The 24,801-nt window shown below is 35.7% G+C and carries 21 protein-coding genes and 1 tRNA gene; 14 read left to right on the top strand and 8 right to left on the bottom strand.

Annotated features, from left to right (window positions below):
• The first annotated feature begins 70 nt into the window (after window positions 1–70).
• Both EG359_RS13760 and EG359_RS13765 read left to right on the top strand, forming a co-directional pair.
• Window positions 71–144: transfer RNA gene (locus EG359_RS13760), tRNA-Asn, on the top strand.
• 459 nt (window positions 145–603) lie between these two features.
• Window positions 604–3,087: a DUF5686 family protein gene (locus EG359_RS13765; RefSeq protein ID WP_228435128.1), complete on the top strand. Its 2,484-nt coding sequence runs from the start codon at window positions 604–606 to the stop codon at window positions 3,085–3,087.
• 328 nt (window positions 3,088–3,415) lie between these two features.
• On the opposite strand, the gene EG359_RS13770 is transcribed toward EG359_RS13765, so the two are convergent.
• The 3 genes from EG359_RS13770 to rplU form a co-directional block, all read right to left on the bottom strand.
• Window positions 3,416–3,583: a bacteriocin-like protein gene (locus EG359_RS13770; protein ID WP_123867394.1), complete on the bottom strand. Its 168-nt coding sequence runs from the start codon at window positions 3,581–3,583 to the stop codon at window positions 3,416–3,418.
• A 193-nt stretch (window positions 3,584–3,776) separates the two neighbouring features.
• On the bottom strand, window positions 3,777–4,034 hold the full coding sequence (gene rpmA / locus EG359_RS13775) for a 50S ribosomal protein L27 (protein ID WP_027372929.1): 258 nt from the start codon (window positions 4,032–4,034) through the stop codon (window positions 3,777–3,779).
• A 12-nt stretch (window positions 4,035–4,046) separates the two neighbouring features.
• Window positions 4,047–4,622 (bottom strand): 50S ribosomal protein L21, encoded by a 576-nt coding sequence (gene rplU, locus EG359_RS13780; protein ID WP_076357125.1) that lies wholly within the window; start codon window positions 4,620–4,622, stop codon window positions 4,047–4,049.
• Between the two features lie 183 nt (window positions 4,623–4,805).
• Here rplU and EG359_RS13785 point away from each other — a divergent pair, with 183 nt between their 5' ends.
• The 8 genes from EG359_RS13785 to EG359_RS13820 all read left to right on the top strand — a co-directional run bounded on the left by EG359_RS13785 (window position 4,806) and on the right by EG359_RS13820 (window position 14,784).
• Window positions 4,806–5,693 carry a neutral zinc metallopeptidase gene (locus EG359_RS13785; RefSeq protein WP_076357127.1) on the top strand — a complete coding sequence of 296 codons (888 nt, stop codon included), beginning with the start codon at window positions 4,806–4,808 and terminating at the stop codon, window positions 5,691–5,693.
• A 117-nt stretch (window positions 5,694–5,810) separates the two neighbouring features.
• Window positions 5,811–6,899: an acyltransferase family protein gene (locus EG359_RS13790; RefSeq protein ID WP_076357129.1), complete on the top strand. Its 1,089-nt coding sequence runs from the start codon at window positions 5,811–5,813 to the stop codon at window positions 6,897–6,899.
• A gap of 75 nt (window positions 6,900–6,974) precedes the next feature.
• Window positions 6,975–7,553 (top strand): tRNA-(ms[2]io[6]A)-hydroxylase, encoded by a 579-nt coding sequence (gene miaE, locus EG359_RS13795; protein ID WP_076357130.1) that lies wholly within the window; start codon window positions 6,975–6,977, stop codon window positions 7,551–7,553.
• A 24-nt stretch (window positions 7,554–7,577) separates the two neighbouring features.
• Entirely contained in the window at window positions 7,578–8,195 is a 618-nt protein-coding gene (locus EG359_RS13800; protein ID WP_076357131.1) for a DUF502 domain-containing protein, read from the top strand.
• An 88-nt stretch (window positions 8,196–8,283) separates the two neighbouring features.
• Window positions 8,284–9,660, top strand: coding sequence for a tryptophanase (locus EG359_RS13805; protein ID WP_076357132.1), 1,377 nt, complete (start codon window positions 8,284–8,286; stop codon window positions 9,658–9,660).
• 284 nt (window positions 9,661–9,944) lie between these two features.
• The gene (locus EG359_RS13810; protein ID WP_076357133.1) at window positions 9,945–11,021 is read left to right on the top strand and encodes an FAD-dependent monooxygenase; all 1,077 of its coding nucleotides are present in this window, start codon (window positions 9,945–9,947) and stop codon (window positions 11,019–11,021) included.
• A 1-nt stretch (window position 11,022) separates the two neighbouring features.
• Entirely contained in the window at window positions 11,023–12,180 is a 1,158-nt protein-coding gene (locus EG359_RS13815; RefSeq protein WP_076357135.1) for a pyridoxal phosphate-dependent aminotransferase, read from the top strand.
• Window positions 12,181–12,342: 162 nt separating this feature from the next.
• Window positions 12,343–14,784: a TonB-dependent receptor plug domain-containing protein gene (locus EG359_RS13820; protein WP_076357137.1), complete on the top strand. Its 2,442-nt coding sequence runs from the start codon at window positions 12,343–12,345 to the stop codon at window positions 14,782–14,784.
• A gap of 71 nt (window positions 14,785–14,855) precedes the next feature.
• Here EG359_RS13820 and EG359_RS13825 read toward each other — a convergent pair whose 3' ends face one another.
• On the bottom strand, window positions 14,856–16,073 hold the full coding sequence (locus tag EG359_RS13825) for a PQQ-dependent sugar dehydrogenase (protein WP_076357139.1): 1,218 nt from the start codon (window positions 16,071–16,073) through the stop codon (window positions 14,856–14,858).
• Between the two features lie 105 nt (window positions 16,074–16,178).
• On the opposite strand from EG359_RS13825, the gene EG359_RS13830 reads away from it, so the two are divergent.
• The 4 genes from EG359_RS13830 to EG359_RS13845 all read left to right on the top strand — a co-directional run bounded on the left by EG359_RS13830 (window position 16,179) and on the right by EG359_RS13845 (window position 21,795).
• On the top strand, window positions 16,179–16,550 hold the full coding sequence (locus tag EG359_RS13830) for a BlaI/MecI/CopY family transcriptional regulator (protein ID WP_076357141.1): 372 nt from the start codon (window positions 16,179–16,181) through the stop codon (window positions 16,548–16,550).
• Window positions 16,551–16,552: 2 nt separating this feature from the next.
• Window positions 16,553–17,842: a M56 family metallopeptidase gene (locus EG359_RS13835; protein WP_084180545.1), complete on the top strand. Its 1,290-nt coding sequence runs from the start codon at window positions 16,553–16,555 to the stop codon at window positions 17,840–17,842.
• Window positions 17,843–17,978: 136 nt separating this feature from the next.
• Window positions 17,979–19,970, top strand: coding sequence for an excinuclease ABC subunit UvrB (uvrB, locus tag EG359_RS13840; protein ID WP_076357145.1), 1,992 nt, complete (start codon window positions 17,979–17,981; stop codon window positions 19,968–19,970).
• Window positions 19,971–20,346: 376 nt separating this feature from the next.
• Window positions 20,347–21,795, top strand: coding sequence for a T9SS type A sorting domain-containing protein (locus EG359_RS13845; protein WP_076357147.1), 1,449 nt, complete (start codon window positions 20,347–20,349; stop codon window positions 21,793–21,795).
• A 127-nt stretch (window positions 21,796–21,922) separates the two neighbouring features.
• Here the strand turns inward: EG359_RS13845 and EG359_RS13850 are convergent, their stop codons facing one another.
• The 4 genes from EG359_RS13850 to EG359_RS13865 all read right to left on the bottom strand — a co-directional run bounded on the left by EG359_RS13850 (window position 21,923) and on the right by EG359_RS13865 (window position 24,794).
• Window positions 21,923–22,150, bottom strand: a complete 228-nt coding sequence (locus EG359_RS13850) for a DUF3820 family protein (RefSeq protein ID WP_076357205.1) — start codon at window positions 22,148–22,150, stop codon at window positions 21,923–21,925.
• 19 nt (window positions 22,151–22,169) lie between these two features.
• Window positions 22,170–23,246 (bottom strand): AI-2E family transporter, encoded by a 1,077-nt coding sequence (locus tag EG359_RS13855; protein WP_076357149.1) that lies wholly within the window; start codon window positions 23,244–23,246, stop codon window positions 22,170–22,172.
• 18 nt (window positions 23,247–23,264) lie between these two features.
• On the bottom strand, window positions 23,265–23,996 hold the full coding sequence (locus EG359_RS13860) for a beta-carotene 15,15'-monooxygenase (protein ID WP_076357151.1): 732 nt from the start codon (window positions 23,994–23,996) through the stop codon (window positions 23,265–23,267).
• A 72-nt stretch (window positions 23,997–24,068) separates the two neighbouring features.
• A complete protein-coding gene (locus EG359_RS13865; RefSeq protein WP_084180546.1) occupies window positions 24,069–24,794 on the bottom strand; it encodes a hypothetical protein in 726 nt (241 codons plus the stop codon).
• Window positions 24,795–24,801 lie beyond the last annotated feature (7 nt).

The following is a 24,801-nucleotide window of genomic DNA, read 5'->3' on the forward strand; positions in this document are numbered from 1 at the left end:
TATTAAGAGATAAAAACTTGCTTGGTACGGATATTCATATTATATTTGCACCACTTAAAACAAAGGACATTCCTCCTTAGCTCAGTTGGTTAGAGCATCTGACTGTTAATCAGAGGGTCGCTGGTTCGAGCCCAGCAGGAGGAGCAAAAAGACTTACAGAAATGTAGGTCTTTTTCATTTTAAGGCCCTTGGCAAACCCACGACTTCTGATAAAAACATTACCCCCACAAAAACAATTGTCCTTATATAAATTCCACACATTTGAAATAATACATTTTTGCTAAATATCCTCTCAAATTTCCTATTTCATTTTGCCATAAAAAGGTCATTACCTGGTGAAATATACCCTAAATATATAGACTTTTCACGTCTTCATTAAACACCTGATTCTTTATATTTTAAACCTAAAAATTTACTGTCGATTTTTTATCATTTTGTAGTACTATTTTCGTTAAATTTGCCGTTTTACATAGAAGAGTAAAAATATTTTACTTTTTTATATATTTTTTAAAAAACTGCATACTTTTTGTTTGTGCTAATTGCCTGAAGAAACGAATGATGTTAAACAATAACTCCAAAAAACACTACTTTTTATTTTTTTTCTTGACTATTACTAGTTTAGTATGTGCCCAAAACAGAGCCAGCGGTAAGATTGTTGACGAAAAAAGTAATAAAGAACTCAGCAAAGTTGATATCTTCATCAACGATAACAAAACACCTACCCTTACAACAACCTCTGGAAGCTTTACCGTTCAGTCTGACAGTCTTATTCATAAACTAAAGTTTTCCAGAAAAAATTACACTCCGGAAACACTGGAAATTACACCTGAAAATGCAGAAAATATTTTCGTTCAGCTTTCTCAGGCCAAAGTAAGCAGTATTCAGGAGGTGGTTATTCAGGCGGGGAAAACCAAATACAAAAACAAAAAGGAAAATCCCGCATATGCCATCATGCAAAAAGTATGGGCACAAAAAAGAAATAACGGGTTAGAAAAATTTGATACTTATTCTTACAAGGAATACGAGAAGATTGAATATGACCTCAACAACATAGACAGTGCGTTTATGAAGAAAAAGATCTTTAATAAGCTCGACTTCATATTCACCTATGCAGATTCTACAGCAAGTGGCAGACTTGGACTTCCGATATTCCTAAATGAGGCGGTCTATGAAAACTATGGTAAAAACAAGCCCAGTATAGACAGCAAAAGAACTTTGGTTGCCCAAAAAACTTCTGGTTTTCAAGATAACCAGGTGATTACCGTTTCAGCAAAGAACCTATATCGGGATATCAATATTTACGACAATACCTTAAATTACTTCGATATAGGATTTCAAAGTCCTGCCGGAACAGATGGATTCGGAACTTACGATTATAGTTTAGTTGACACCATTTCTATTCGAGGAGAAAAAGCCTTTCAAATAAGGTATCAACCTAAAAGAAAAGATGTACTGGCATTCCAGGGAAACCTTTATATAGATACGGACACCTATGCTGTAATAGGAGCTACTTTAAAGTCAACACAAAAAATCAATGTTAACTTTATTAATAGCGTTTATACTCAATTGGAATATGACAATCCCGATGAGACCACATTCCTGCCTAAAAAGCTTGTTACTGAGTTTGAAATGAGTCCTTTTTCGAAAAAGAAAGGATCTAAAAGTATTATTGCTAAGAGATCTGTTGATTATTCTAATTATGAATTCAATAAGCCTCTGGATCCAACTGTATTTAAACGAAAAGAGGAAGAATACGAGGATAAGTTTACCAATAAAGATGATGCTTATTGGACCAAGGCAAGACCTGATACCTTATCAAAATCTGAACAAGGAGTTTATCAAATGTTGGACCAGCTACAACAGACCCCGAAATTCAACAGAATGGTAAAACTGTTTGAAACCCTTGGTTCTCGTTACTACAATGCCTTTAAAGGGATTGATATTGGCCCTATTTTCTCAATATACGGAAGAAACGATGTAGAAGGAGACAGAATAAGATTAGGGGCAAGGACGTATTTTGGTTTGAATGACCCTTGGAGGGTTCAGTTTTATACCGCCTATGGATTTAAGGATCACCAGGTAAAATATGGGGTTGAAGCAAGATACATGTTCAATAGGCTCAACAGATTTATGATTGGTGCCGGAACAAGTAGAGATATTGTTCAGCTTGGAGGGCAACTGACCTCAGGTGATGGTGTTGCATCCCGTTCTCTATCTTCAAGTACTTTTTTTGCAAGAGGAGAAAACATTTCTTTAAGTTCTGTAAATCAAACCAGTGTTTTTGCTGCTATTGAACCTTGGAAGAATATCCAAATAAGGGTAGATGGAGTAATGCAGAGCATTAAATCTGCCATTCCTGAGAAATTCAACCTTATGTATTATCAGGATGGTCAATTGAGAAAAACTGTGAATGATTCCCATGTCACCATAAGCATAATCGCTAAACCAGGGGCAAAATTCTCTCAAACCGGTATAGACAGATACCAAGCTCGAAATTTGGCACCTACGATTGTTTTAAGATATACAAGAGGTATTGAAGGGCTTTTCAATGCAGACTTTAACTATAACAAGCTTCAGTTTATGTTTTCTAAGCCTTTCTTAATTGGAACCATTGGAAAAACGGTGGTAAACTTTGAAGCCGGAAAGAACTTTAATACAGTTCCTTTGGCATTGCAGAATATCATTCCTGCAAACCTTTCATATGGCTTAGTTCCAAATTCATTCTCTCAGCTTAACTATTATGAGTTTGTGACGGATGCCTATACTACACTTCATTTAGAGCACCATTTTAATGGTAAGATACTTTCTTATATCCCGTTGATAAAAAAACTGAAGTTTAGAGAAGTAGCCTTTATCAGAGCAGCGTATGGAACTTTAAGCGATGCCTCTAAGGCCATTAATGTCGAGGGATTTAAATATTCTGCTCCTAATGAGCACATCTACTACGAATATGGATTCGGAATCGAAAACATCGGTATTGGTAACCTTAGATTATTTAGAGTAGATTTCAACTGGAGAGGCAATTACCTTGACAGACCTAACGTTTCAAAATTTGGTGTTAAAGCCGGAATCCAGGTAGGATTCTAAATAAATATAAATATGATGATGGGCGGCTTCTTCGAAGCCGCCCATTCTATTTTCAAATCTCATCCAACATATATCTTAATAATAGAACTTTCGAATATTATATTAATAGCTTGGAGAACATTATAAATTTTAGCAGTTACAAGGCATAGGATCAATAACAGCATTTAAGCAGTGTTGTTGCTGCCACGCGGTCAATCCACACCACTCTACACACGTCGTTGCCAGAAAATCAGGACAACTATAATCATTTCCTGCTTTGAGTGATTTCAACTATTTTTTGGTTATTTTTTTAAGATTTTCATATGAATAGATGTTAGGTGATGAGTCATTAAATACACTCACAAGGCTCTTCAAAAACATTTGAGGGACAATGCATTTTTTGCCAAGTAGTCCATCTGCACCAAGACATACAAGAATTAGCTGGTAGCGGACATGTTCCCGCTCCTCCATTAATTGCTTTTAAATTTTTCTTTGTTAGTTTTTTTAGATTTTTCATAGATATTTTGTTTTAATTTGTTGCCTACTCTATATGCTTTTCGGCTTACGCAAGTAATTTGTTATTTGATAGTTAACAAATATATACATTTTTCACCGATGAATGAAAATTATAAAAAAAATCCTATATATCTATTGAAAACAAAAAAGCCTCGGTAAATACCGAGGCTTTAATCTTTATAAAACGCTTAAAATTATGCGTTTGGTTCTACAGATACGAAAGATCTGTTGTTTGCTTTCTTTCTGAAAACTACTTTACCATCTACTAATGCAAACAAAGTGTGGTCTTTACCGATACCAACGTTATCACCTGGGTGGTGTTGAGTACCTCTTTGTCTAACAATAATATTTCCGGCAATAGCTGCTTGTCCTCCGAAAATCTTCACACCTAATCTTTTAGAGTGAGACTCTCTACCGTTCTTGGAACTACCGACTCCTTTCTTGTGTGCCATTTTATTACTGGATTATTTATTAAGTGCTTTAAATTGATCGATATTCTTAATGATAGCAGCATCTACTTCTTCATGAGTAAGAATATTCTTTTCTAATTCAACTTTAACTGCTTTACCTAAAGTAATCAAAGTTTCTCTGTTCTCTTTAGACTGAGACAAGTTGTTTTTCTTTAAGTGGTAGTTCAGCTCGTGATCTTCACCAAAGTTAACAGTTGCGTGGTCAGAAAGAACCTCTGCTTTCACAGTTTCTTTTTTAGCAGCTTTCTTAGCTCCACCTTCAAAACCTGTAATACCAGTGATTACGATTTGAGTTAAAGATTGTCTGTGACCGTTTTTCACTTTGTAACCTTTTCTTCTTTTCTTTTTGAAAACGATTACTTTATCAGCTTTTACGTGGTCTAGGATCTCTGCTTCCACAGTGATACCGCTTACAGCTGGGGCGCCTACAGTGATTGCTCCGTTTACAGTAAGAAGAACTTTATCGAAAGAAACTTTTCCTCCTTTATCTCCTTTTAAACGGTTTACAAACAACTTCTGGTCTTGCTCAACTTTGTATTGAAGCCCTGCTATTTCTACAATTGCAAACATTGTTTATAAAATTTTTAGTTATTTCGAGGTGCAAATATACAATTAAATTTCTAAATAGCTTACAATCAAAGCAATGTTTTTTTAATAAAAAACAAATTCACTATGTTTTGAATAATTTTTCATAATAATGTGCTCATATATAAGAGATAATTTTATAACTTCGTTTCACCAACTAATTATTATATGAAAAGAAACTTTAATCTCTGCTTACTAGCAGGCGCCATTGCTGGATCATTTCTGACAGCATGTAGTGATGACAAAATGGAAGACACCGCTCTACCACAACAAGAAACACTTAGTGCAAAGGTTGAACAACCTAGTGAACTTGAAAAAGTATGTTACTACGTAGACAACAATTGGAGTAACAATTCAGTATTAGTGACAGGGCTTCAAAACTCAACAGACACTAATTTTATGAATTCTCAAATGACTAAAATTGCAAGCTTATGGGGAAGAAGCAATCCTACGCTGAGATTTGTGAATGACCCATCCAATTTCAATTCAACGTATAATGCGATTTCCTATTCTACAGGAAAGATCTACTATGGCTATGCGATCTATTATGATGCAAAGGCTAAAGGCGGAGATATCGTAAACGCAATGATCCTAGCCCATGAATATGGCCACCAACTACAATACATCTTCGGGCTTCCGTCTATAACAGAAAATACAGCAAGACCTAATGAATTGGAAGCAGATGGATTTGCAGGATACTATCTTAGAAGACCAAATGGCTACAACAAAACCAATTTCTCTGAGATTGCAGCAGCCTATGAATTCGCACAAAGCATTGGAGATTATCAAACATCAAGCCCTGGACATCACGGAACCCCTGCACAAAGAAGATCTGCGGTTCGTTTAGGTTTCCTTTTGGGACAATATGATCTAAATGCTTCAAATTTTGACTATAACTTTTTCTACTACTATCAAGGAGTTCTAAATGGAACTTATAAAGTAGCGAAAAACACTGTTAACCCTGAAATTGATGCTTACATGAGCCAGTATATAGATGAATTAAGAAAAATTCAGTCTGGTGAAATTTCTGCGGAAGAATTTAAGCATCTTCAATAATCGAAACATTCATTTTAGCATATTTAAGAAAGGAGGTAGACGAGCATGTTCTGCCTCTTTTTATTTGATTTGAAAAATAACAGAAGTTTATTTACTTTTGAGCCATATCCCATAATAATGAACAGAGACCTCTATATTGACTTCGCAAAAGGATTGGCTACGCTTTCCATCATCTTTATCCATACAGCTTTTTGGTCGGGCCAGTTTTATATCCCTGCGGAAGTAAGGGTATTTTCCCTTGTTTTTGATGTAGCTCTCTTCTATGCATTAAGCGGAATCACATCAGGTGCAAATATTGAGAAAACCTTTTACAGACTATTGAAACTACAGATCACGTATATGATCTTTGTAACATTTCTTTTCTTTTTAGATTACTTCTTTAAGGTTTTTGGTCTGACTTTCTTTTCCTTGGAATGGCTACAGAATTTTTACTCAACCTTTGGATCAAAATACTCTGCCACTGAAATATCAACAATGCCTCAATGGCAAAATCTTGGCAATTGGTATCTCCACCAATATACCAACGCAGATACATTTCCGGTGGTCATGGGAAGCTTTTGGTACCTGAAAGTTTATTTTATTCTAACCGTTTTTGGTGTATTAATCCTAAGATTTTTCCCAAGGCATATTAACTGGTTCATTGGCCTTTGCATTGGTCTTACGCTATTATTTAATATATTCCCTGAATACTATCCGGCCGGACAGGTAGGCTATGTAGCATTTTATCTTGCTGTATTTCTAATTGGAAACAAAATGCGTGGAAAAAAAATTCCCACTAAAGCAATTCCTGTTTTATATGCTCTTGTTGCCATTGCATTAACATGGATGTTTTGGTACTACGGAAATGAAATTTTCTACAAGATCAATAAGAATAAATTCCCACCTAAAATCCCTTATATCATATGGGCACAATTCTCATTGGTTACCTTATTTGTTCTATACAACAGATTAAAGATCACTAAGGAAAACTTCATCACCTACATTGGTAAAAATGCTATTTTCTTTTATTTTGCTCAAGGAATAAGCTCTTCATTGGTTTATTTTCTCGTAGTTCCATTAAAGGAAAATATGCCTTGGTGGCTTTTGATGGTACTAATTTATATCATTAATATCACTCTGGCATTCATCATTTCTACAGGGTTAAAAAAAGTAGACACCCTGGGTTGGAATATTTTGGAATTCCTAAGAAGAAAGACAGCTTCTTAACATTTTACCTATCAAATTGAAATAAAGTCCTACTTTTTAATTCAATTTGTTTTAAATTTACAAAAATTTTACAACATGTTTAAGTTGAAACTTCCTACCGATCCAAGGTGGGCAAACATTGCAGAAGGAAACATAGAAGAAATTTTAACGGATCATGCTTGGTGCGAGCAAAAGGCAGCTACCAATGCGATTGGTCTCATCACAATGCTTCCAGAATACCCGGAGATCGTTACAGAGCTACTTGCCATTGCACAGGAAGAGCTGGATCACTTCAATCAGGTTCATGAGATTATTAAGAAAAGAGGCTATACTTTCGGAAGAGCTAGAAAGGATGACTATGTAAATGAATTGGCAAGATTTATCATTCAGGGAAGCAGAGAGGATTTAATTGTAGACAAAATGTTATTTGCTGCTATGATTGAAGCCAGAAGTTGTGAAAGATTCAAGGTTCTTACAGAAAACATTAAGGACGAAGAGCTTAAGGTTTTTTACAAGGAACTCATGATCTCTGAAGCTAATCATTATACTACTTTCATTGGATTTGCAAGACAGCTTGGAGATCCGGAAAAAGTAAATGAACGTTGGGATGCATGGCTAGAATATGAAGCCAACATCATTAAATCCTATGGCAATAAAGAAACGATACACGGTTAACATATAAATAGTAAAAAATAAACGTTGAAGAAACCAAGCTTTGAAAGTATTACCAATTTTTTTCTGAAAAACTTTTTTCAGGGATTGGTTATTATTGGACCTATTGGACTGACCATTTTTGTCATCTGGTACATTGTCAGCGCTATTGACAATCTTGTCCCTTCGCTTGCAAAACAGGTCCCAGGTCTTGTTTTCGTCTCAACTATATTATTTACTGCTATTTTAGGATTTCTGGGGAATAAATTTGTGGTAGGAAGATTTTTCTTCGATACCATGGATAGTTTATTAGAAAAGACTCCTGGAGTAAAGCACATTTATACTCCAACTAAAGACGTCATGTCTTCATTTGTGGGTGACAAGAAAAAATTCAACGATCCTGTATGGGTAAAAACCAACGAAAATCCGGAGATCTGGAGAATCGGTTTTTTAACCCAAAAAGAAATGTCGGACGTTGAAAAGCATAATTACGTTGCGGTATATTTACCCCACTCGTACGCAATTTCAGGGTGGGTAATTGTTACTGAAGAAAAAAACATCAAACCTGTAGTGGGAATGACAGCAGCGTCTGCAATGAAGTTTGCAGTAAGCGGTGGTGTAGCAGGATTCCATTCTGATGAAAATATATTTAAGGCTCCAGAGTAAGCTCTGCCATCTTATCTATACTTTGATGAATTTGAAAATTATTTTCAAATAAATTTTCTTTACATACAATTTAAAACATAATTAACTCATGAAATTACCGTACGCGGAGCCTTTCCGCATTAAAATGGTGGAAGAAATCTATCAATCCACCAGAGAAGAAAGAGAGCAGTGGCTTAAAGAAGCCAATTATAACCTTTTCAATTTAAAATCTTCACAAGTATATATCGATCTTTTAACAGATTCAGGAACGGGAGCAATGTCTGACAGACAATGGGCAGCCTTGATGACCGGAGATGAAAGCTATGCTGGATCACGTTCTTTTGAACAATTACAGAATACTGTTGAAAGAATTACCGGATTCAAATATCTATTACCAACCCATCAGGGAAGAGCTGCTGAAAATGTTCTTTTCTCTGTATTGGTAAAAGAAGGAAATGTAGTTCCGGGTAACTCTCACTTCGATACCACAAAGGGACACATTGAAATCAGAAAGGCACATGCCATTGACTGTACAATAGATGAAGCTTTTGATATTAATGACCTACATCCATTCAAAGGAAACATTAACCTTGAAAAGCTGGAGGAAGTATATAAAAGTCACCCTAAGGAAAACATCCCTTTCTGCCTGATTACCATTACGTGTAATTCTTCAGGAGGCCAGCCTGTTTCTTTGGAAAATATGAAGGTCGTAAAAGAACTTTCTGACCAATATGGAATTCCTGTCTTCTTTGATTCTGCAAGATTTGCGGAAAATGCCTATTTCATTAAGAAAAGAGAACAAGGTCAGGAAAACAGAAGTATCAAGGAAATTTGTAAGGAAATCTTCTCCTATGGTGACGGTATGACGATGAGTTCTAAAAAGGACGGATTGGTAAACATCGGCGGATTTATTGCTCTAAACAGTGAGGAAATCTTCAGAAAAGCATCCAATTTTACCATCATTTATGAAGGTTTTATTACCTATGGCGGAATGGCAGGAAGAGACATGGCTGCATTGGCCGTAGGTCTTGATGAGGCAACTGAGTTCGCTTATCTTGAAAGCAGAATATCTCAGGTTGAATACCTTGGTAATAAATTAATTGAATATGGAATTCCTGTTCAAAAACCAATTGGGGGACATGCTGTTTTCATTGATTCATTAAATTTTCTTCCGAATGTTTCCCGTGAGGAATATCCTGCACAGACATTGGGTCTTGAAATTTATAAGGAAGCTGGAATCAGAACTGTTGAAATCGGAACATTATTAGCAGACAGGGATCCGCAAACAAGACAAAACCGCTATCCAAAACTAGAATTGGTACGTCTTGCCATTCCTAGAAGAACCTATACTAATAATCATATGAACTATATTGCAGCAGCTATAAAGAACGTATATGAAAGACGTGAAGAAATAGCTAAAGGCTATAAAATTACCTGGGAACCAGACATTTTAAGACACTTTACTGTTCAGCTTGAAAAAGCATAATGATAAAAAGCAAAACCGGAATTTTTTTCCGGTTTTTTTATCTTAAAACGATATGGTAAATAGATTCTCATGACCTCATCTTCTGAATAGTCATCATCTTCAAAATATTGCTTTAAATCATTTTTTTGCCATCTTATGCTTTCCATCTAACATTTCAATAATCCGCAGTCAAAATAATTTATTTTTTCAAAATAGTGAATGTTTTTACTTTAATTTTGTACCGACCTAAATGCAGATAAAAAAATAACTTAAACACTAACCTGAAAAAAACTGTTATTCCGAAAATGAACAAAATTGCTGTCGTGGGCGCTGGTATTTCCGGCTTAAGCATGGCGAATTATCTCGAGAAACATAAGATAGACTACCACATCTATGAAAGAAGAAAAAAAGAGGATCTTGCCGGTCATGGCTTTCTCATTCCACAAGAGGGAATTGAATACCTAACACAGATTATTGATCCCGATCTTCTTTTTGAGCATGGAAGTTTTCTCAAAAAATATATACAATATTCCCATACAGGAAAGATACTGGCAGAGAAAGACCTCAACAATGTTTTTGCAATTTCAAGACATTCATTGATTAATCTTTTATCGAGGAATATTTCTCCGGAGAAAATAACATATGAAAAAACAGTAATTCCTTGCGATCGGCAAAAAGGAAGCCTGAAGCAGCCGGACGGAAATTATATTGAAGCTGACATTGCTATTATCTCTGATGGCTCCAGAAGTCGCATCAGAAAAAGTCTCTTTAAAGATGAAAAGATGAGAACAGTAAGAGAAAATGAGGTTGTCAACATTATTCAGGATAAGGAAATAGCAAATAGCATAGAGAATGACTTTATGAAATTCCACCATGATCAGGGAGGACTTACTTTTGGAATCCTTAAGCTTTCTCATGACACCATTCTCTGGTATTCTCAATTTGATAATGAAATATACCAGATCAGTGAATGTTCTTCCCATAACTTAAAGAAGTACATGCTTGAGGTTTTTGAAGATTGGCATCCATTAGTATCATCAATCATACAAAAATCCAGTTACGAAAACGTACATTTATGGTGTGTATATGAATTGGAAGAACTCAATCCTTTTCATACAGATAACATTGTATTCATTGGTGATGCAGCACACCCTCTTATACCATTTACAAGCCAGGGTGTAACCTCAGCACTAAAGGATTCTCACGTATTAACTAAACACTTAGTTGAAGAAAATAATATAACCGAAGCTTTTAAGAAATATGAAGCAGAAAGAAAGCCGGAAATAGAAACCCACATCAAGAATGGCAGAACTTTACTAAATCAGTTTCTCCTCCCAATAGACCAACATACAGATAATATTTTACCTATATCTTATAAATAAAATGTTTACTAATAACGATATCAACTTTGAAGCATTAAAAAGAAAAGCCTACAATGGAAGATGGGCTACACTTGAAGACGGAATTATTCCCTTAACTGCCGCTGATCCGGATTTCAGGACAGCTCCGGAAATAGAGCAGGGAATCATTGAATATATTAAAGATGGCTATTTAAGCTACGGTCCATTTTCAGGGCTTCCGGAATTTAAAAAAAGTGTTGCAGACCATTTTAATCAGGAAAAGCACGGAACATTTTCTCCTGAAAACGTTCTTGCTGTAAACAGTGCAGCACAGGGAATGTTTCTGATTGCATCCTATGTTTTGCAACCTGGTGACGAGGCTATTATCCTTGATCCTGTAGATTTCTTGTTTAAAAAATCTGTGGAAACAGCTGGTGGTATCGTCAGGCTATGTCCTGTTGATACCACAACCGGAGAGATTGATTTTGAAAAACTTGTTTCATTAATTACTCAAAAAACCAAACTTATCAGCATATGCAATCCACATAATCCGCTTGGTAAGGTTTATTCTAAAGAAATATTGAAAAAGGTTTCTGAAATTGCTTCTTCTCATGATGTATGGGTAATGAGCGACGAAATCTGGAGTGATATTATTTATGATAATAAAGATTTTCATACCTATTCATCCGTTTCTGATGAAGCAAAGAGAAAGAGCTTTACTGTTTATGGATTTTCAAAATCATTTGGAATTGCAGGGCTAAGGATTGGTGCAGTTCTGTGTAATGATCAGGAAATTCTTGAGGACTTTATAGAGAAATCAAATTTTAATTCTACCATAGAAGGTGTTTCTACCTTATCACAAATTGCAGGAAGTGTGGCGTTGGAAAAAGCAAAGCCCTGGTACAAAGATTTTTTGAATCACCTGCAGCATAATCGTGATCTTGCCTTTAAAATACTGAGCCGCTCAGAAATCGTAACTCCCAACTTTCCTGAAGCCACTTTCGTATTATTCCCGAAGATTGAAAACGGAATGTCTAGCGACCAATTTACACAACATGTTTTACAGCAAGGAAAAGTAGCCATTGTTCCCGGATCAGAAAGATGGTTCGGAAAAGGCGCAGAAGGACATATCAGAATCTGCTTCTCTACTTCACAGGAAATTTTAGAAGAAGGACTTAATAGAATCATTACCAGCTTTTAAAATTTATAATTTTCATTAAAACACGCTAATTGATTGCTATTTTTCTTCCATTCATTAAAAATGATACAGAATTAAGATATCCATAACAATTAATCAATTTTAATAATGATTTAAAAATAAATATTGATAATTTTGAGTTAACCACCACACAAAATTATCAATATGAAGGTAAAATACATAAGCATCATTTTTCTCAGCGCTTCCACTCTATCGTATGCACAACAGGTAAAAGATACCCTTGCAAAAGAATCAAAAATAGAAGAAGTAGCCATTACCGGAAGCCGGAACAAAAAAAGAACGGTTATCAATACTCCCGTACCTATTGATGTTATTGATATCAAACAGGTAAGCCAAGCGACGGGACAGGTTGAAGTAAACCAACTTTTACAATTTGCTGCCCCCTCTTTTAATTCTAATAAACAGTCGGGGTCAGACGGTGCTGATGCGGTAGACCCTGCTACATTACGAGGGTTAGGCCCAGATCAAACGCTTCTTTTACTCAATGGAAAAAGATACCATCAATCTTCATTAATCAACCTTTTTGGAACCAAGGGAAGAGGAAATACAGGATACGACATGAATACCATCCCGATTGGAGCCATTAAAAGAGTGGAAGTTCTGCGTGATGGAGCTTCTGCCCAATATGGATCTGATGCCATAGCGGGGGTAATCAATGTTATTCTTAATGATAGGAATAAGGGCTTTGAGGGAAATGCTTTTTATGGAATGAACCTTTTTAAAAGTCCCGGAAACAATGATATTGTATCTGATCATAAAGTAGACGGGATGACCTTTAACTTCAATGGAAATCTGGGAACAAAAATAGGATCAAAGGGAGGCTTTGGAAACTTCACGGCAGAATTCATCAATAAAGATTATGCGATAAGAAATGCTAATCCTGACATTTACAATCAACCGTCATTGGCACCCAGACAGCGTTTTGGAGATGCAAAGGCTCAAAATGTTTACTTTTTCGGAAACATTGAACTGCCATTATCTGATGGACTTACTTTCTATTCCCGTCAAGGATTTTCACATAGAAATACCAAGGCTTATGCGTGGACCAGAACAGCTGATGCAGATGGAAATATCCCTGAAATCTATCCCACAGGCTTCAATCCGATTGAAAATACCAGCATTACAGACTTCACATTTGATAACGGCTTAAAATTTAAAGTTGCCAACTGGGACGTTGATTTTTACAATGCATTTGGTAATAATAGATTTACCTATGATATTAATAACACCGTCAATGCCACTCTAGGAGCAAAATCTCCTACAAATTTTTATGCAGGCGGACATTCATTGCTGCAAAATACGACAGGCTTTAACACCGTAAGACAGTTTAAGGTATTGGAAGGGCTTAATATTGCCTTTGGTTCGGAATTCAGATATGAAAAATTTGAAATCATCAAAGGAGAAGAAGCTTCTTACACCATGTATGATATCAATGGGAACCCTGTAACATCCAGTACCCCTGAAAGTTTACTTGTTAAAAACCCTTTAAGTGGTGAGGTAAGACCGGGAGGCTCACAGGGATTCCCCGGCTATTCTACAGACATTGGTAAGAGCAGAAATAATTTTGCAGCTTATGTAGATACCGAACTGGATATTACAAAAAAATGGATGATCAGTATAGCCGGAAGATTTGAGAATTACAATGACTTTGGAAGTACTCTAAACGGTAAATTCGCCACACGATACGCAATTACTCCACAATTGGCTTTCCGTGGATCTGTTTCTACCGGTTTTAGAGCACCCTCTCTTGCTCAGAAATATTACGCTCAGCAGTTTACCAATTTCCAGGGCGGTAAACTGGTAACCATTCAATTGGCTTCTAATGACAGTGACTTGGCAAACAGAGTAGGAATTGATCAGCTAAAACAGGAAACATCTGTCAACGGAAGTGCAGGATTTACTTTTAATACAGGAAAATTCACAGCAACAGTAGATGGTTATTATATCAGTGTAAAAAACAGAATCGTGCTTACAGGAAATTTTTCAAGGGATGAGCTTCCTCTTAGTGTTCAAGCTGATTATCCATACATTGATCAGGCACAGTTCTTTTCCAATGCCATCGACACTCGAACAAAAGGAATTGATGTTATCCTAAGCTACAATGAGACTTTAAGCGCTGGAAAACTGACTGCCACTTTAGCAGGAAATTACAATAATATGGAAATCACGAAAGTGAATACTTCAAAGCAACTGGCAGGAAAAGAAGATATTTATTTAAGCCAAAGAGAAAGAGGGTTTATTCTTGCATCTGCTCCTAAGACGAAGATCAATCTAAATCTTAACTACAAGATCAGTAGATTCAATGTCAATCTACAGCTTGTGAGGTTTGATAAAGTTACATTGATCGGATATGATGATGCAGAACAGGTTTATAACCCTAAAGTGACATCCGATATCTCTTTTGGGTATGAGTTTTCTAAGAATCTTAACTTAACACTGGGAAGCAAAAATGTATTCAACAGATATCCAACACTGCAAACAACGCAGGTAACTACAGGAAACACAGAATCAGGAGGAATTTTTGATCCTGTACAGATGGGATTTGCAGGAAGACAGGTCTTTGCAAGACTTAATTTTAAGTTTTAAACAAAACGGAAGAGCGTTCTTTTCCTAGATTTTATAAAAAACTCCTGAAGCTATTTTCAGGAGTTTTTATTTTATTTTTTTGAAATTCTATACAATTTTCCGCTATCTGTTACTGCATATAGATTACCATCCATTCCGTTCAGTACATCTCTAAAGCGTTCATTTTGATCCGTGAGAAGACGTTCCTCTCCCACAACCTTATTATCTTTCATTACGATTCTATTAATATGCTCACCGCTTAGGCATCCTACGAGAAGATTTCCTTTCCATTCATCAATATTTCCCGTGTAGAAAGTAACACCACTGGGAGAAATTACAGGATCCCAATAATAAACCGGTTGCTCTGTACCTTTTCTTTGGGTAATGCCCTGCCCTACTTTATCTCCGGAATATTCAATACCATAGGTTACATCGCCCCAGCCATAGTTTTTTCCAGGCTCAATAAGGTTAATTTCATCTCCACCTCTAGGACCCATTTCTACATCCCAAAGATTCCCTTGGGGATCTATCGCCAAACCTTGGGGATTTCGGACTCCATAAGCATAGATTTCAGGCTTATATCCTTGCTTTCCGATAAATGGATTACCCGGCGCTGGCATTCCATCTTTTGTAATTTTTATTATTTTGCCTAAATAATTATCTGTTTTTTGAGCATACACCCTCGTTTCTTTATCTGATCTCTCTCCTGTACTTACAAACAAATTTCCATCTTTATCAAAAACCAGTCTGCTTCCGTAATGCTTGTCTCCATCATAGGAAGGTTCTGCACGGAAAATTACCTTAACCTCCGAAATAGCTTTAAGATCTGCAGAAAGCTTCCCTTTAGCCACAGAAGTCAAATTTCCCTTACCAAAAGGTTCTGAAAAACTAAAATAAATAATATTATTCGTATTGAAATCAGGATCAAGTGCTACATCCAGCATTCCACCCTGACCTTTGGAATCTACTTTTGGAAAGCCATCAATTTTAGAAACCTGCTTACCATCTTTTGAAACAACATTCATATAACCTCTTTTATCGGTAATAAGAAAACGTCCGTCCGGTAAATTGATAATCCCCCAAGGCTTCCCGAGATCTTTATTCAATACCTCTACTTTATAGGGAGTAGTTGTTTTCACTGCCTTAATTCTTGTCTGCCCTTTGAATGCAGGCTCATATTCAGAATTTGGTCTTCCCGTTTCTACACTACCATCATTTCCAATTTGCTGTGCGTTTGCCTGACTCTCTTTACATGAAGATAAAATCAGAAAAATGCTCATTGCCGGAATATAAAATTGACTGATTTTCATAATATTACGATTAGGTTATGTAAAGTGAATGGAAAAATAATGCCATAAAATTTGTGTAATTAAATTTTTATTCTACATTTGTAGAACAAATTATAACATTGTAGAATGAAAGAAATTAAATTAACTGATTCTGAAAAAGTTATCATGGATATTTTATGGGAGAAAAAGAAAATCTTCATGAAAGACATCCTTGAAACCTATCCGGAGCCTAAACCGGCTGCTACCACAGTAGCAACCCTATTGAAAAGAATGCAAAACAAAGAACTTGTAGGCTATAAATTATATGGAAATTCTCGCGAATACTACCCGTTGGTAGAGAAAAGAGAATATTTCAAGGAAGAAATGACTTCCATGATTGATCGTTTTTTCAACAGTTCTGTGACGCAGTTTGCATCATTTTTTACATCCAACGCAAAACTTAGTCAAAAACAATTGAAAGAGCTTCGTGATATTATAGATGAACAAATAAAAGAGTAGCCATGTTAACTGCTATATTAAAAATAATATTGTGTTCATCACTTTTCATAGCAATATATTATCTGTTTTTGGAAAAAGAGAAAATATATAGGTTTAATCGTTTCTACTTATTAAGTTCACTAATTTTCTCCTATATAATCCCTTTTATAACCATCACAGTGCAATCAGCTCAAGTGAAAAATAATCCACAATTAATCATTGAGGAAACAGCACAACAAATAGTTTTAAGTCAAGGGGATCGGATAGATTTTAATTGGATAAATATTTTATGGCTTTTGTACGCAATGATTACTCTATTTCTCTTTATAAAAAGTATTCTTGCCATCATAAAAATTCAAAGAATACAGGGAGAAAAGAGAAGTTATTATCATTACAATATTGTACTGACAGAAAAGAATACTTCCCCATTTAGCTTTTGGGGGACCATTTATATAGGAAAGAAGTATGTGAAAAATAATATCATTGATCCAAGGATTTTCCTTCATGAAAAAAGCCATCTTGATCAAAAACATAGTATAGACCTTGCCATTGTACAACTCATAAACATCTTCACCTGGTTCAATCCTACTCTTTTCCTCTATAAGAAAGCAATAGTTACCAATCACGAATTTTTAGCAGATGAAGCTGTATTACACAATAAATTCAGTATTAAAGAATACCAGAATCTGATTCTTGAAGAAATACAAAACAGCCAGAATCTTCCCCTTACCCATTCATTTAATTTTAACAATACCAAAAAACGATTTATTATGATGAAAGCAAAAAAAACAAAATTTAGTCTGTTACGAAAAACAGCCGGAATCACGGCACTGGCAGTAGCAACAATCCTATTTTCAGAAAGGATTTATGCAAATAATTCTGTAAAGAACGAAAGACATCAACAAGAAAACCATATAACCGCCCCAGAATATAGGAAAGAAGATTCAAAACCTATTTCTGATACCATATCTCCAAGAAAAAATACTCAAATAAAAGACAACACAAATATTATTCCGGCGCAATATCCGGACGGATTGATGAGTTTGCGAACTAAGGTAAGTAAGATTATGGATACCGGTGCACTTGAACCCCTGAATGGGACAATAACAGCCACAGCCTATCTCCATATAGATGATCTCGGAAAAATGACCAATGTAACTGTATCAGGAAATAATGAGACTTTCAACAAGGAATTTCTTAAAACGGTTACAGCAATCAGCAACGAAACAGCCTGGAAACCTGCTACAAAAGATGGAAAAGCAATAGCATCAGTATTAAAACTACCCGCAACAATGACTTTTATTCGACCATAACACAAAGCGCTTTTCTAGCGCTTTTTTCATATACTGAATTTCTCATTTCTCGTTAAAAACCCATTGTCTGAAAAAAAACAAAGTTGATGTACCCTAATTATTTCTTTCGTATTTTTGTTGTATACATTCTTTTCTTATGGATTTTAAGCTTCAATCAGAATATAAACCTACAGGAGATCAGCCTCTTGCCATCGAAAAACTTACTGAAGGAATAGAGATTGGTGAAAAGTACCAAACTCTTCTTGGGGTAACAGGATCCGGAAAAACCTTTACCGTAGCGAATGTTGTTCAAAATGTTCAACGTCCCACCTTGGTTTTGGCTCATAATAAAACTTTGGCCGCCCAGCTTTTTATGGAGTTTAAGGAATTCTTTCCGGAAAACGCTGTAGAATATTTTGTCAGCTACTATGATTACTATCAGCCGGAAGCCTATATCGCAACAACCGGAACCTATATTGAAAAGGACCTAAGCATCAACGAAGAGGTTGAAAAGCTGCGTCTTTCTGCAACAGCCAGCCTACTTTCAGGGAGGAGAGATGTTTTGATTGTAGCCTCTGTTTCATGTATTTATGGTATCGGAAATCCAACAGAATTCCACAAGTCCTTAATCTCAATTGCTATTGGAGACAAGGTAACAAGAACTGCCCTTCTTCATTCTTTGGTTAATGCTTTATATGCAAGAACGTTAAACGAGTTTCAAAGAGGGACCTTTCGTGTAAAAGGAGATGTAATTGATGTTTTTCCTGCCTATGCAGACAATGCTATCAGAGTTCAGTTCTTTGGAGATGAAATTGAAAAAATACAAAGCTTTGATCCAGTAACAGGAAATGTAGATTCCAGTTTTGATCAGATACAGATTTACCCTGCGAATCTTTTCGTAACATCAAAGGATACATTAAATGGAGCGATTAAACATATTCAGGATGATATGGTAAAGCAGGTTGATTTCTTCAGCTCTATCGGAAAGCCTCTGGAAGCCAAAAGACTTCAGGAAAGAACTGAACTGGATCTTGAGATGATCAAAGAGCTGGGATACTGTTCAGGAATTGAGAATTATTCCAGATATCTTGACGGCAGACTTCCGGGAACAAGACCTTTCTGTCTGATTGATTATTTCCCAAAGGATTTCTTAATGGTTATTGATGAAAGCCACGTAACGGTACCTCAGGTCCACGCCATGTACGGCGGAGACCGAAGCAGAAAAGAATCTTTGGTAGAGTATGGCTTCAGGCTTCCTGCAGCTATGGATAACAGACCTTTAAAATTTGAAGAGTTTGAAGGGATACAAAATCAGGTTATCTATGTTTCCGCTACTCCAGCTGATTATGAACTGGAAAAAACCGGTGGAGCCTATATTGAACAGATCATTCGTCCTACAGGATTGTTGGATCCTATCATTGAGGTAAGACCCTCTTTGAACCAGATTGATGATTTAATGGAAGAAATTCAAAAGAGATCTGATGCTGACGAAAGGGTTTTAGTGACCACCTTAACGAAGAAAATGGCTGAAGAACTTACCAAATACTTCGTAAAATTCGGAATCAGGACAAGATATATTCACTCTGATGTAGAAACTCTGGAACGTATTCAAATTATGCAGGATCTACGTTTAGGGCTTTTTGATGTATTGATTGGAGTCAATCTACTAAGAGAAGGGCTGGATCTACCAGAAGTTTCATTAGTTGCTATTTTGGATGCAGACAAGGAGGGAATGTTGAGAAGCCGAAGATCAATGATTCAGACGGTAGGACGTGCAGCAAGAAATATTAACGGAAAAGCCATCATGTATGCAGACAAGATTACCAAATCTATGCAGGCAACACTGGACGAAACGGAATACAGGCGTGCCAAGCAAATGCAATATAATAAAGATCATAACCAAAAACCACAAGCCTTAAATAAAAAGATATCTGAAAACCTTGTCGGAAGAAGCAAAGACTTCCCGGATGAAAAATACACTCAAAAGGAAATTATGCAAAAGGTAGCAGAAACAAAAGCTACTTATACAGGAAAAGATATTGAAAAAATGATCGAACAGAAACAAAAAGAAATGGAAGCTGCAGCTAAAAGTCTTGACTTTATAAAAGCTGCCAAACTAAGGGATGAAATTGCAGCCCTGAAAGCTTAATTGAACCATAAAAATATTGGACAACATTCTTAATGCTGTCTCCTAAAATCGTAATGTACTATTCTGCATTACGATTTTTTTGTTAAGATTTTGATGTTTACATTTTAGACATTCACCCGAAAACCACTCCTAACAAACATACAAAACATTTTCTATAAAAAAGATGTAGTCACTCTGTAGTTATTCATAAATGTAATCGTAGTTGTTCTGTAGTTAATAAAAATAGTTTCATCAGCATTTCATATGCAAATTTGTAAATAGAAAACTACAACATCAATCAGAAAAAATTGAATATGATTCCTCCTAAATATCGTCTGAGACAATGTATAAATTATGAATAACAAACAATTATAAAGTACAACAAAAAACATCAATTATGAAAAAGAAATTATTAATTGCAGCTAGTCTGTTCTTTCTGCAAACTACCAATGCCCAGGTCTCTGGGATCGAATGGCAAAAATCTTATGGAAATTATAACGCAAATGACATCTATATGAATGTTCATGGGAATGCTTCCAGAAATGGGCTGTTCTTTACCCAAAACTACGAAGTCTATCCGTCCCCGCAATATGGGATTCTTTCAAAAACAACCCCTGCAGGAATATTGTTATGGAATAAAGAGTTTTCGCAGACCAATGTAGAGCATGCTACAAAAATATATGATATACAACCTACAGCCGGAGGCTACGTATTAGCAGGTGGAATCGTTCCGACAAGCAACAATGACTCCTTTGCAAAACAGGGACGAATGATAAAAGTTGATGAGAACGGAAATAAACTTTGGACCAAAAATTATCCGGTATCAGCAGGATGGGATTTTATCTCTATGACTAAAGTTATAGCTACACAGGACAATGGCTTTCTTCTAGGAGGAATAATATATAAAAGTACTGATGATTCTAATTTTTTTATATTGAAAACCGATGCAGATGGAAACGAACAATGGCGGAAAACTTTTGGTGGAAGTAAATGGGATTTTTTAGATGACATAGCGTTAAACGCCGAAGGCAACTTTTATCTTTCCGGAAGAACCAATTCTATAGACGGCGATGTAAGTAACGGAGGAAATGTGACCAGCTCGTATGCAACTTGGGCTATCAAAGTGTCTTCAACAGGAACTCTCTTATGGGAGAATGCTTTTGACGGAGCTTCCCATGATTATCCTTATGTAAGAATTACTGATACGGCAGATAATGGTTGTGCTTTGATTTATATGCAAACCAAAAACGATACATTCGGGGTAGAGATTACCAAATTCCACTCCAATGGCCTTTTACATTGGCAGAATGATTATACTCCATATTCTGATTTCTGGAATGACCTGAATATTATAAAATCCACCAATGGCCAGATTGTCTTTGGAAGTGGAGGCATTTTTATAAAAGGACTCAACCTGAACGGAAATATTTTGTGGGGATGGCAAAACCCTGATACAACATATGCTCTTCGTAATGGAGAGCTTGTGCAGACTCCGGATAATGGGTATTTATTTACAGGAAAAAATGTAAATGAAAGCAAGATAGGCGCCATCAAACTTGCTCCCTATGCAGTATTATCCATACAAGAGGGTACAAGTTCTGTCGAAAATGAGGTCTACCCCAACCCATCCAACGGAAACTTCGTAATCAATTCAAAAAACGGGAAAATTTCATCAATAAAGGTTAGTGATGTGAGCGGAAAAATTGTTTATACAGAAACCTTGACAGCTTCCAAACATCAATTTAATCTGGAAAACCATTTACCAGAGGGAGTTTATTTTGTAGAAGTACTTTTTGAAAATAAAAAGAAAGAAACGAAAAAAATAATTATTAAAGAGTCGAGGTAACTTTTCCATTATAGAACTAGAAAAAGAAATCTCTGAAATAAGCTTTTTTAGTATGCTCATTTCAGAGATATTTCATTGAATCTGAAAGTGATAAATATTGTTAATACTTTATACCATCATTATCATTTTATAATCCATTTCTCACCGCAGCTCTGATAGGTATAAGCAGATCCATCAAACCATTTAATTTGATCTCGTAAACGGTTGCCAGCTGCATTCCCAATTTTCCTTTAGGCATTCCATTTCTGTGAAACCATTCAAGGTAGCTAATCGGGAGATCTACTAAGATCGTTCCCTCATATTTACCAAATGGCATTTTAAAAACACAAATTTCCTTTAATATTTCCGGATTTATTCCCTCCACATTTATATAATTAAATTAATTTATTCTCTATATTTTCCTCATTGGGCAATTCCAGATCAGGATGCACTTCTTTGTCCGAAAATTCATTCCTATACACCTGTATCAAAAGAAGGGTAAGCGAGATCAGAATAGGCCCAAAAATAAGCCCCATAAAGCCAAACAGATTCATTCCCATAATAATTCCGAATACAGTATTGAGTGGATGGATGTTCTCCAGTTTCTTCAGAAGAGTAAAACGAAGCAGATTATCCGTAAGTCCTACAACTACGACGCAATAAATAGCTAGCCCTACTCCTTGTACAGTATTTCCCTCTGCAATCATAAAGATACAGACCGGAACATAAATGATTGCCGTCCCAACAACAGGAATAACCGATGCCGCCGCCGTTAAGGCAAAAAGCAGGATAGCCCCGGGCGCTCCAAATATAAGATAACCTATAAGCGCTACAATCCCCTGCCCAACTGCAACAACAGGAATCCCGATAGCATTGGCCATAATCAGTTTTCTCATTTTATCGCCAATTAATGAGATGTTGGATCTCTTTAATGGTGCCGAAGTCGTAAGAATTCTTTCAAATAACCTTGGTTTATCCAGCATAAAGTAAAGAATAAAATACATGGACATCACGACAGTAAGAGTATTGAAAGTACCACTAACTGCTGAAGTTGAAAACTTCCCTACAGAATCTTTCAACTTGTTCATATTTTCCTTACTCAGAATATCAAAACCTGTTTTGGAATAAATATAGGAATGTATCTTATCTAAAAATACATTAAACTTAGCCATATAGGCTTGTGCATTTCCTAATTTATCAATGATAAGATCTGCAATAAAATAAATTGGTAAAATCAGAACAATAAGACTGGCAAACATTAATGCAAATGCCGCAAGAGAAGATTTCCATTTTTTTTCTTCCTGAAGATAAAAGTTATACTTTCGGCAGACAACATAAATGGTAATAGCCCCTAAAACCGATGGGATAAATAAGGCCAGATTAAAGCAGATCAATCCTGCCAATATCAAAATAATGGCCAGCAGGGCGACTTGCTTTATGGCAACACTGCTTATCTGATTATCTTTATTCATCGTAAATGGTTTTATATTTTATGGCTGCTTAAACATTATTTGTCTTGGCTTTCCAAGGTAAGCACAATACGTGGAATACATGACAATCATAATAAACGGAGCCGTTAAAATAAGCCCGATTCCACAAAGAAAGATTCCCGCAAATGAAATTAATACTCCTAAAAGACCTGTTGCCAGAAAAGTTCCATAATTTTCTTTTGCAATATTAAAAGACTTAGATAAAGCATCTATAGCCGAAGCATTTTCAAATAAAAGAATAGGATATCCAATTAATAGAAGAGGATACACGAAAATAATAGGCAGCACACATAATGCCAGGGCAACAGAAGAAATAAGCCACGTAAGTAAGCTATAAATAAGAATATTTACAAAATTCTGACGGTATCCAATAAAAAGGTCAGAAAACTCAATAGGGTTCTTAGTATTGTATTTATTTACTATGTAGATCAAACCGACATATAAAGGAGACAATAAAAGACCGAAAAGACTGGAAGCTCCCATATACAATGGAAGTCCCGGAGTGCTCCAGTAATTAAAGTTCCCTCCAGACTCTCTCATTTCTTCCACCATTGAAGCAGAATCAATTCCGAAGATAAGCTGGATGATATATCCACCCAACATATAAACGATCATAGCAACCACAGCGTAGCCCAAAACCCCTTTATACATTTCGAAAGCGTGAGAAATAATTGACCCCGTTTCCCTGTTTGGGGCAGAGCCTTGTTGATCAAATTCGTTAAATTCAGACATAGTTTAAATATTTTATGATTTTACCAAATTTAACTTTTTTTGACAAAAAAACATATTAAACACAGTTGAAATTTACTTTTTCTCAGAAAAAACTGTTTTATATAATGAATAGATCATCGCATTCCAGAAAGGAAATGTAAATAGTCCTCCTACTAAAAACAGGGTGAATCCCAGATATTTAAATAAGAAAGCCACAAATACACACACCATTATTTCTATAAAGTACATCTTGAGTGCCTTAAAGTTTAAAGAAATGGCTTCAAAGATTCTTTTATCAGTAAAAAACATTAATGGAGCAACAAATACAGTCATCGCAACCCAAATCACGGCCAATAATACAGTAGGAACCGTCAGTCTGTAGATCATAAACCAGAAAAGGTAATAACCAAGATATTTAAAAAAGTTAAGCCCATTGTATCCTACGAACAGATCTCCCAGCACAATCTTTTCCTGAAGATCAAGTTTTCTGAATATCTGAAACAATCCAAGATTTAAGGGATATAAAAATGCTGTAGTCCCCCAAATCGCCAGTGTAAACATTTGATAATTCTCTGTAGCACTTAATTGGGATATTTTTTCCATATAGGCTTTCGTGCCTTCGTTAAGTGCTTCTGTTAACACTTGATTTTGTTCCCATATTTCATATTTGACTCCGAAGAAATATAGGGAAGTAAGAAATATTCCAAAAAAGATTATTGAAAACATTAACTGGAAAACTAATGTCTTATTCCAATAATAAAAAGCCTGCTTCAGTATAAAATCTATTCCCGGTTTCTGAGGATATTTGCTCTGCATCATAAAAATT

This window comes from Chryseobacterium joostei (assembly GCF_003815775.1).
Lineage (GTDB): Bacteria > Bacteroidota > Bacteroidia > Flavobacteriales > Weeksellaceae > Chryseobacterium > Chryseobacterium joostei.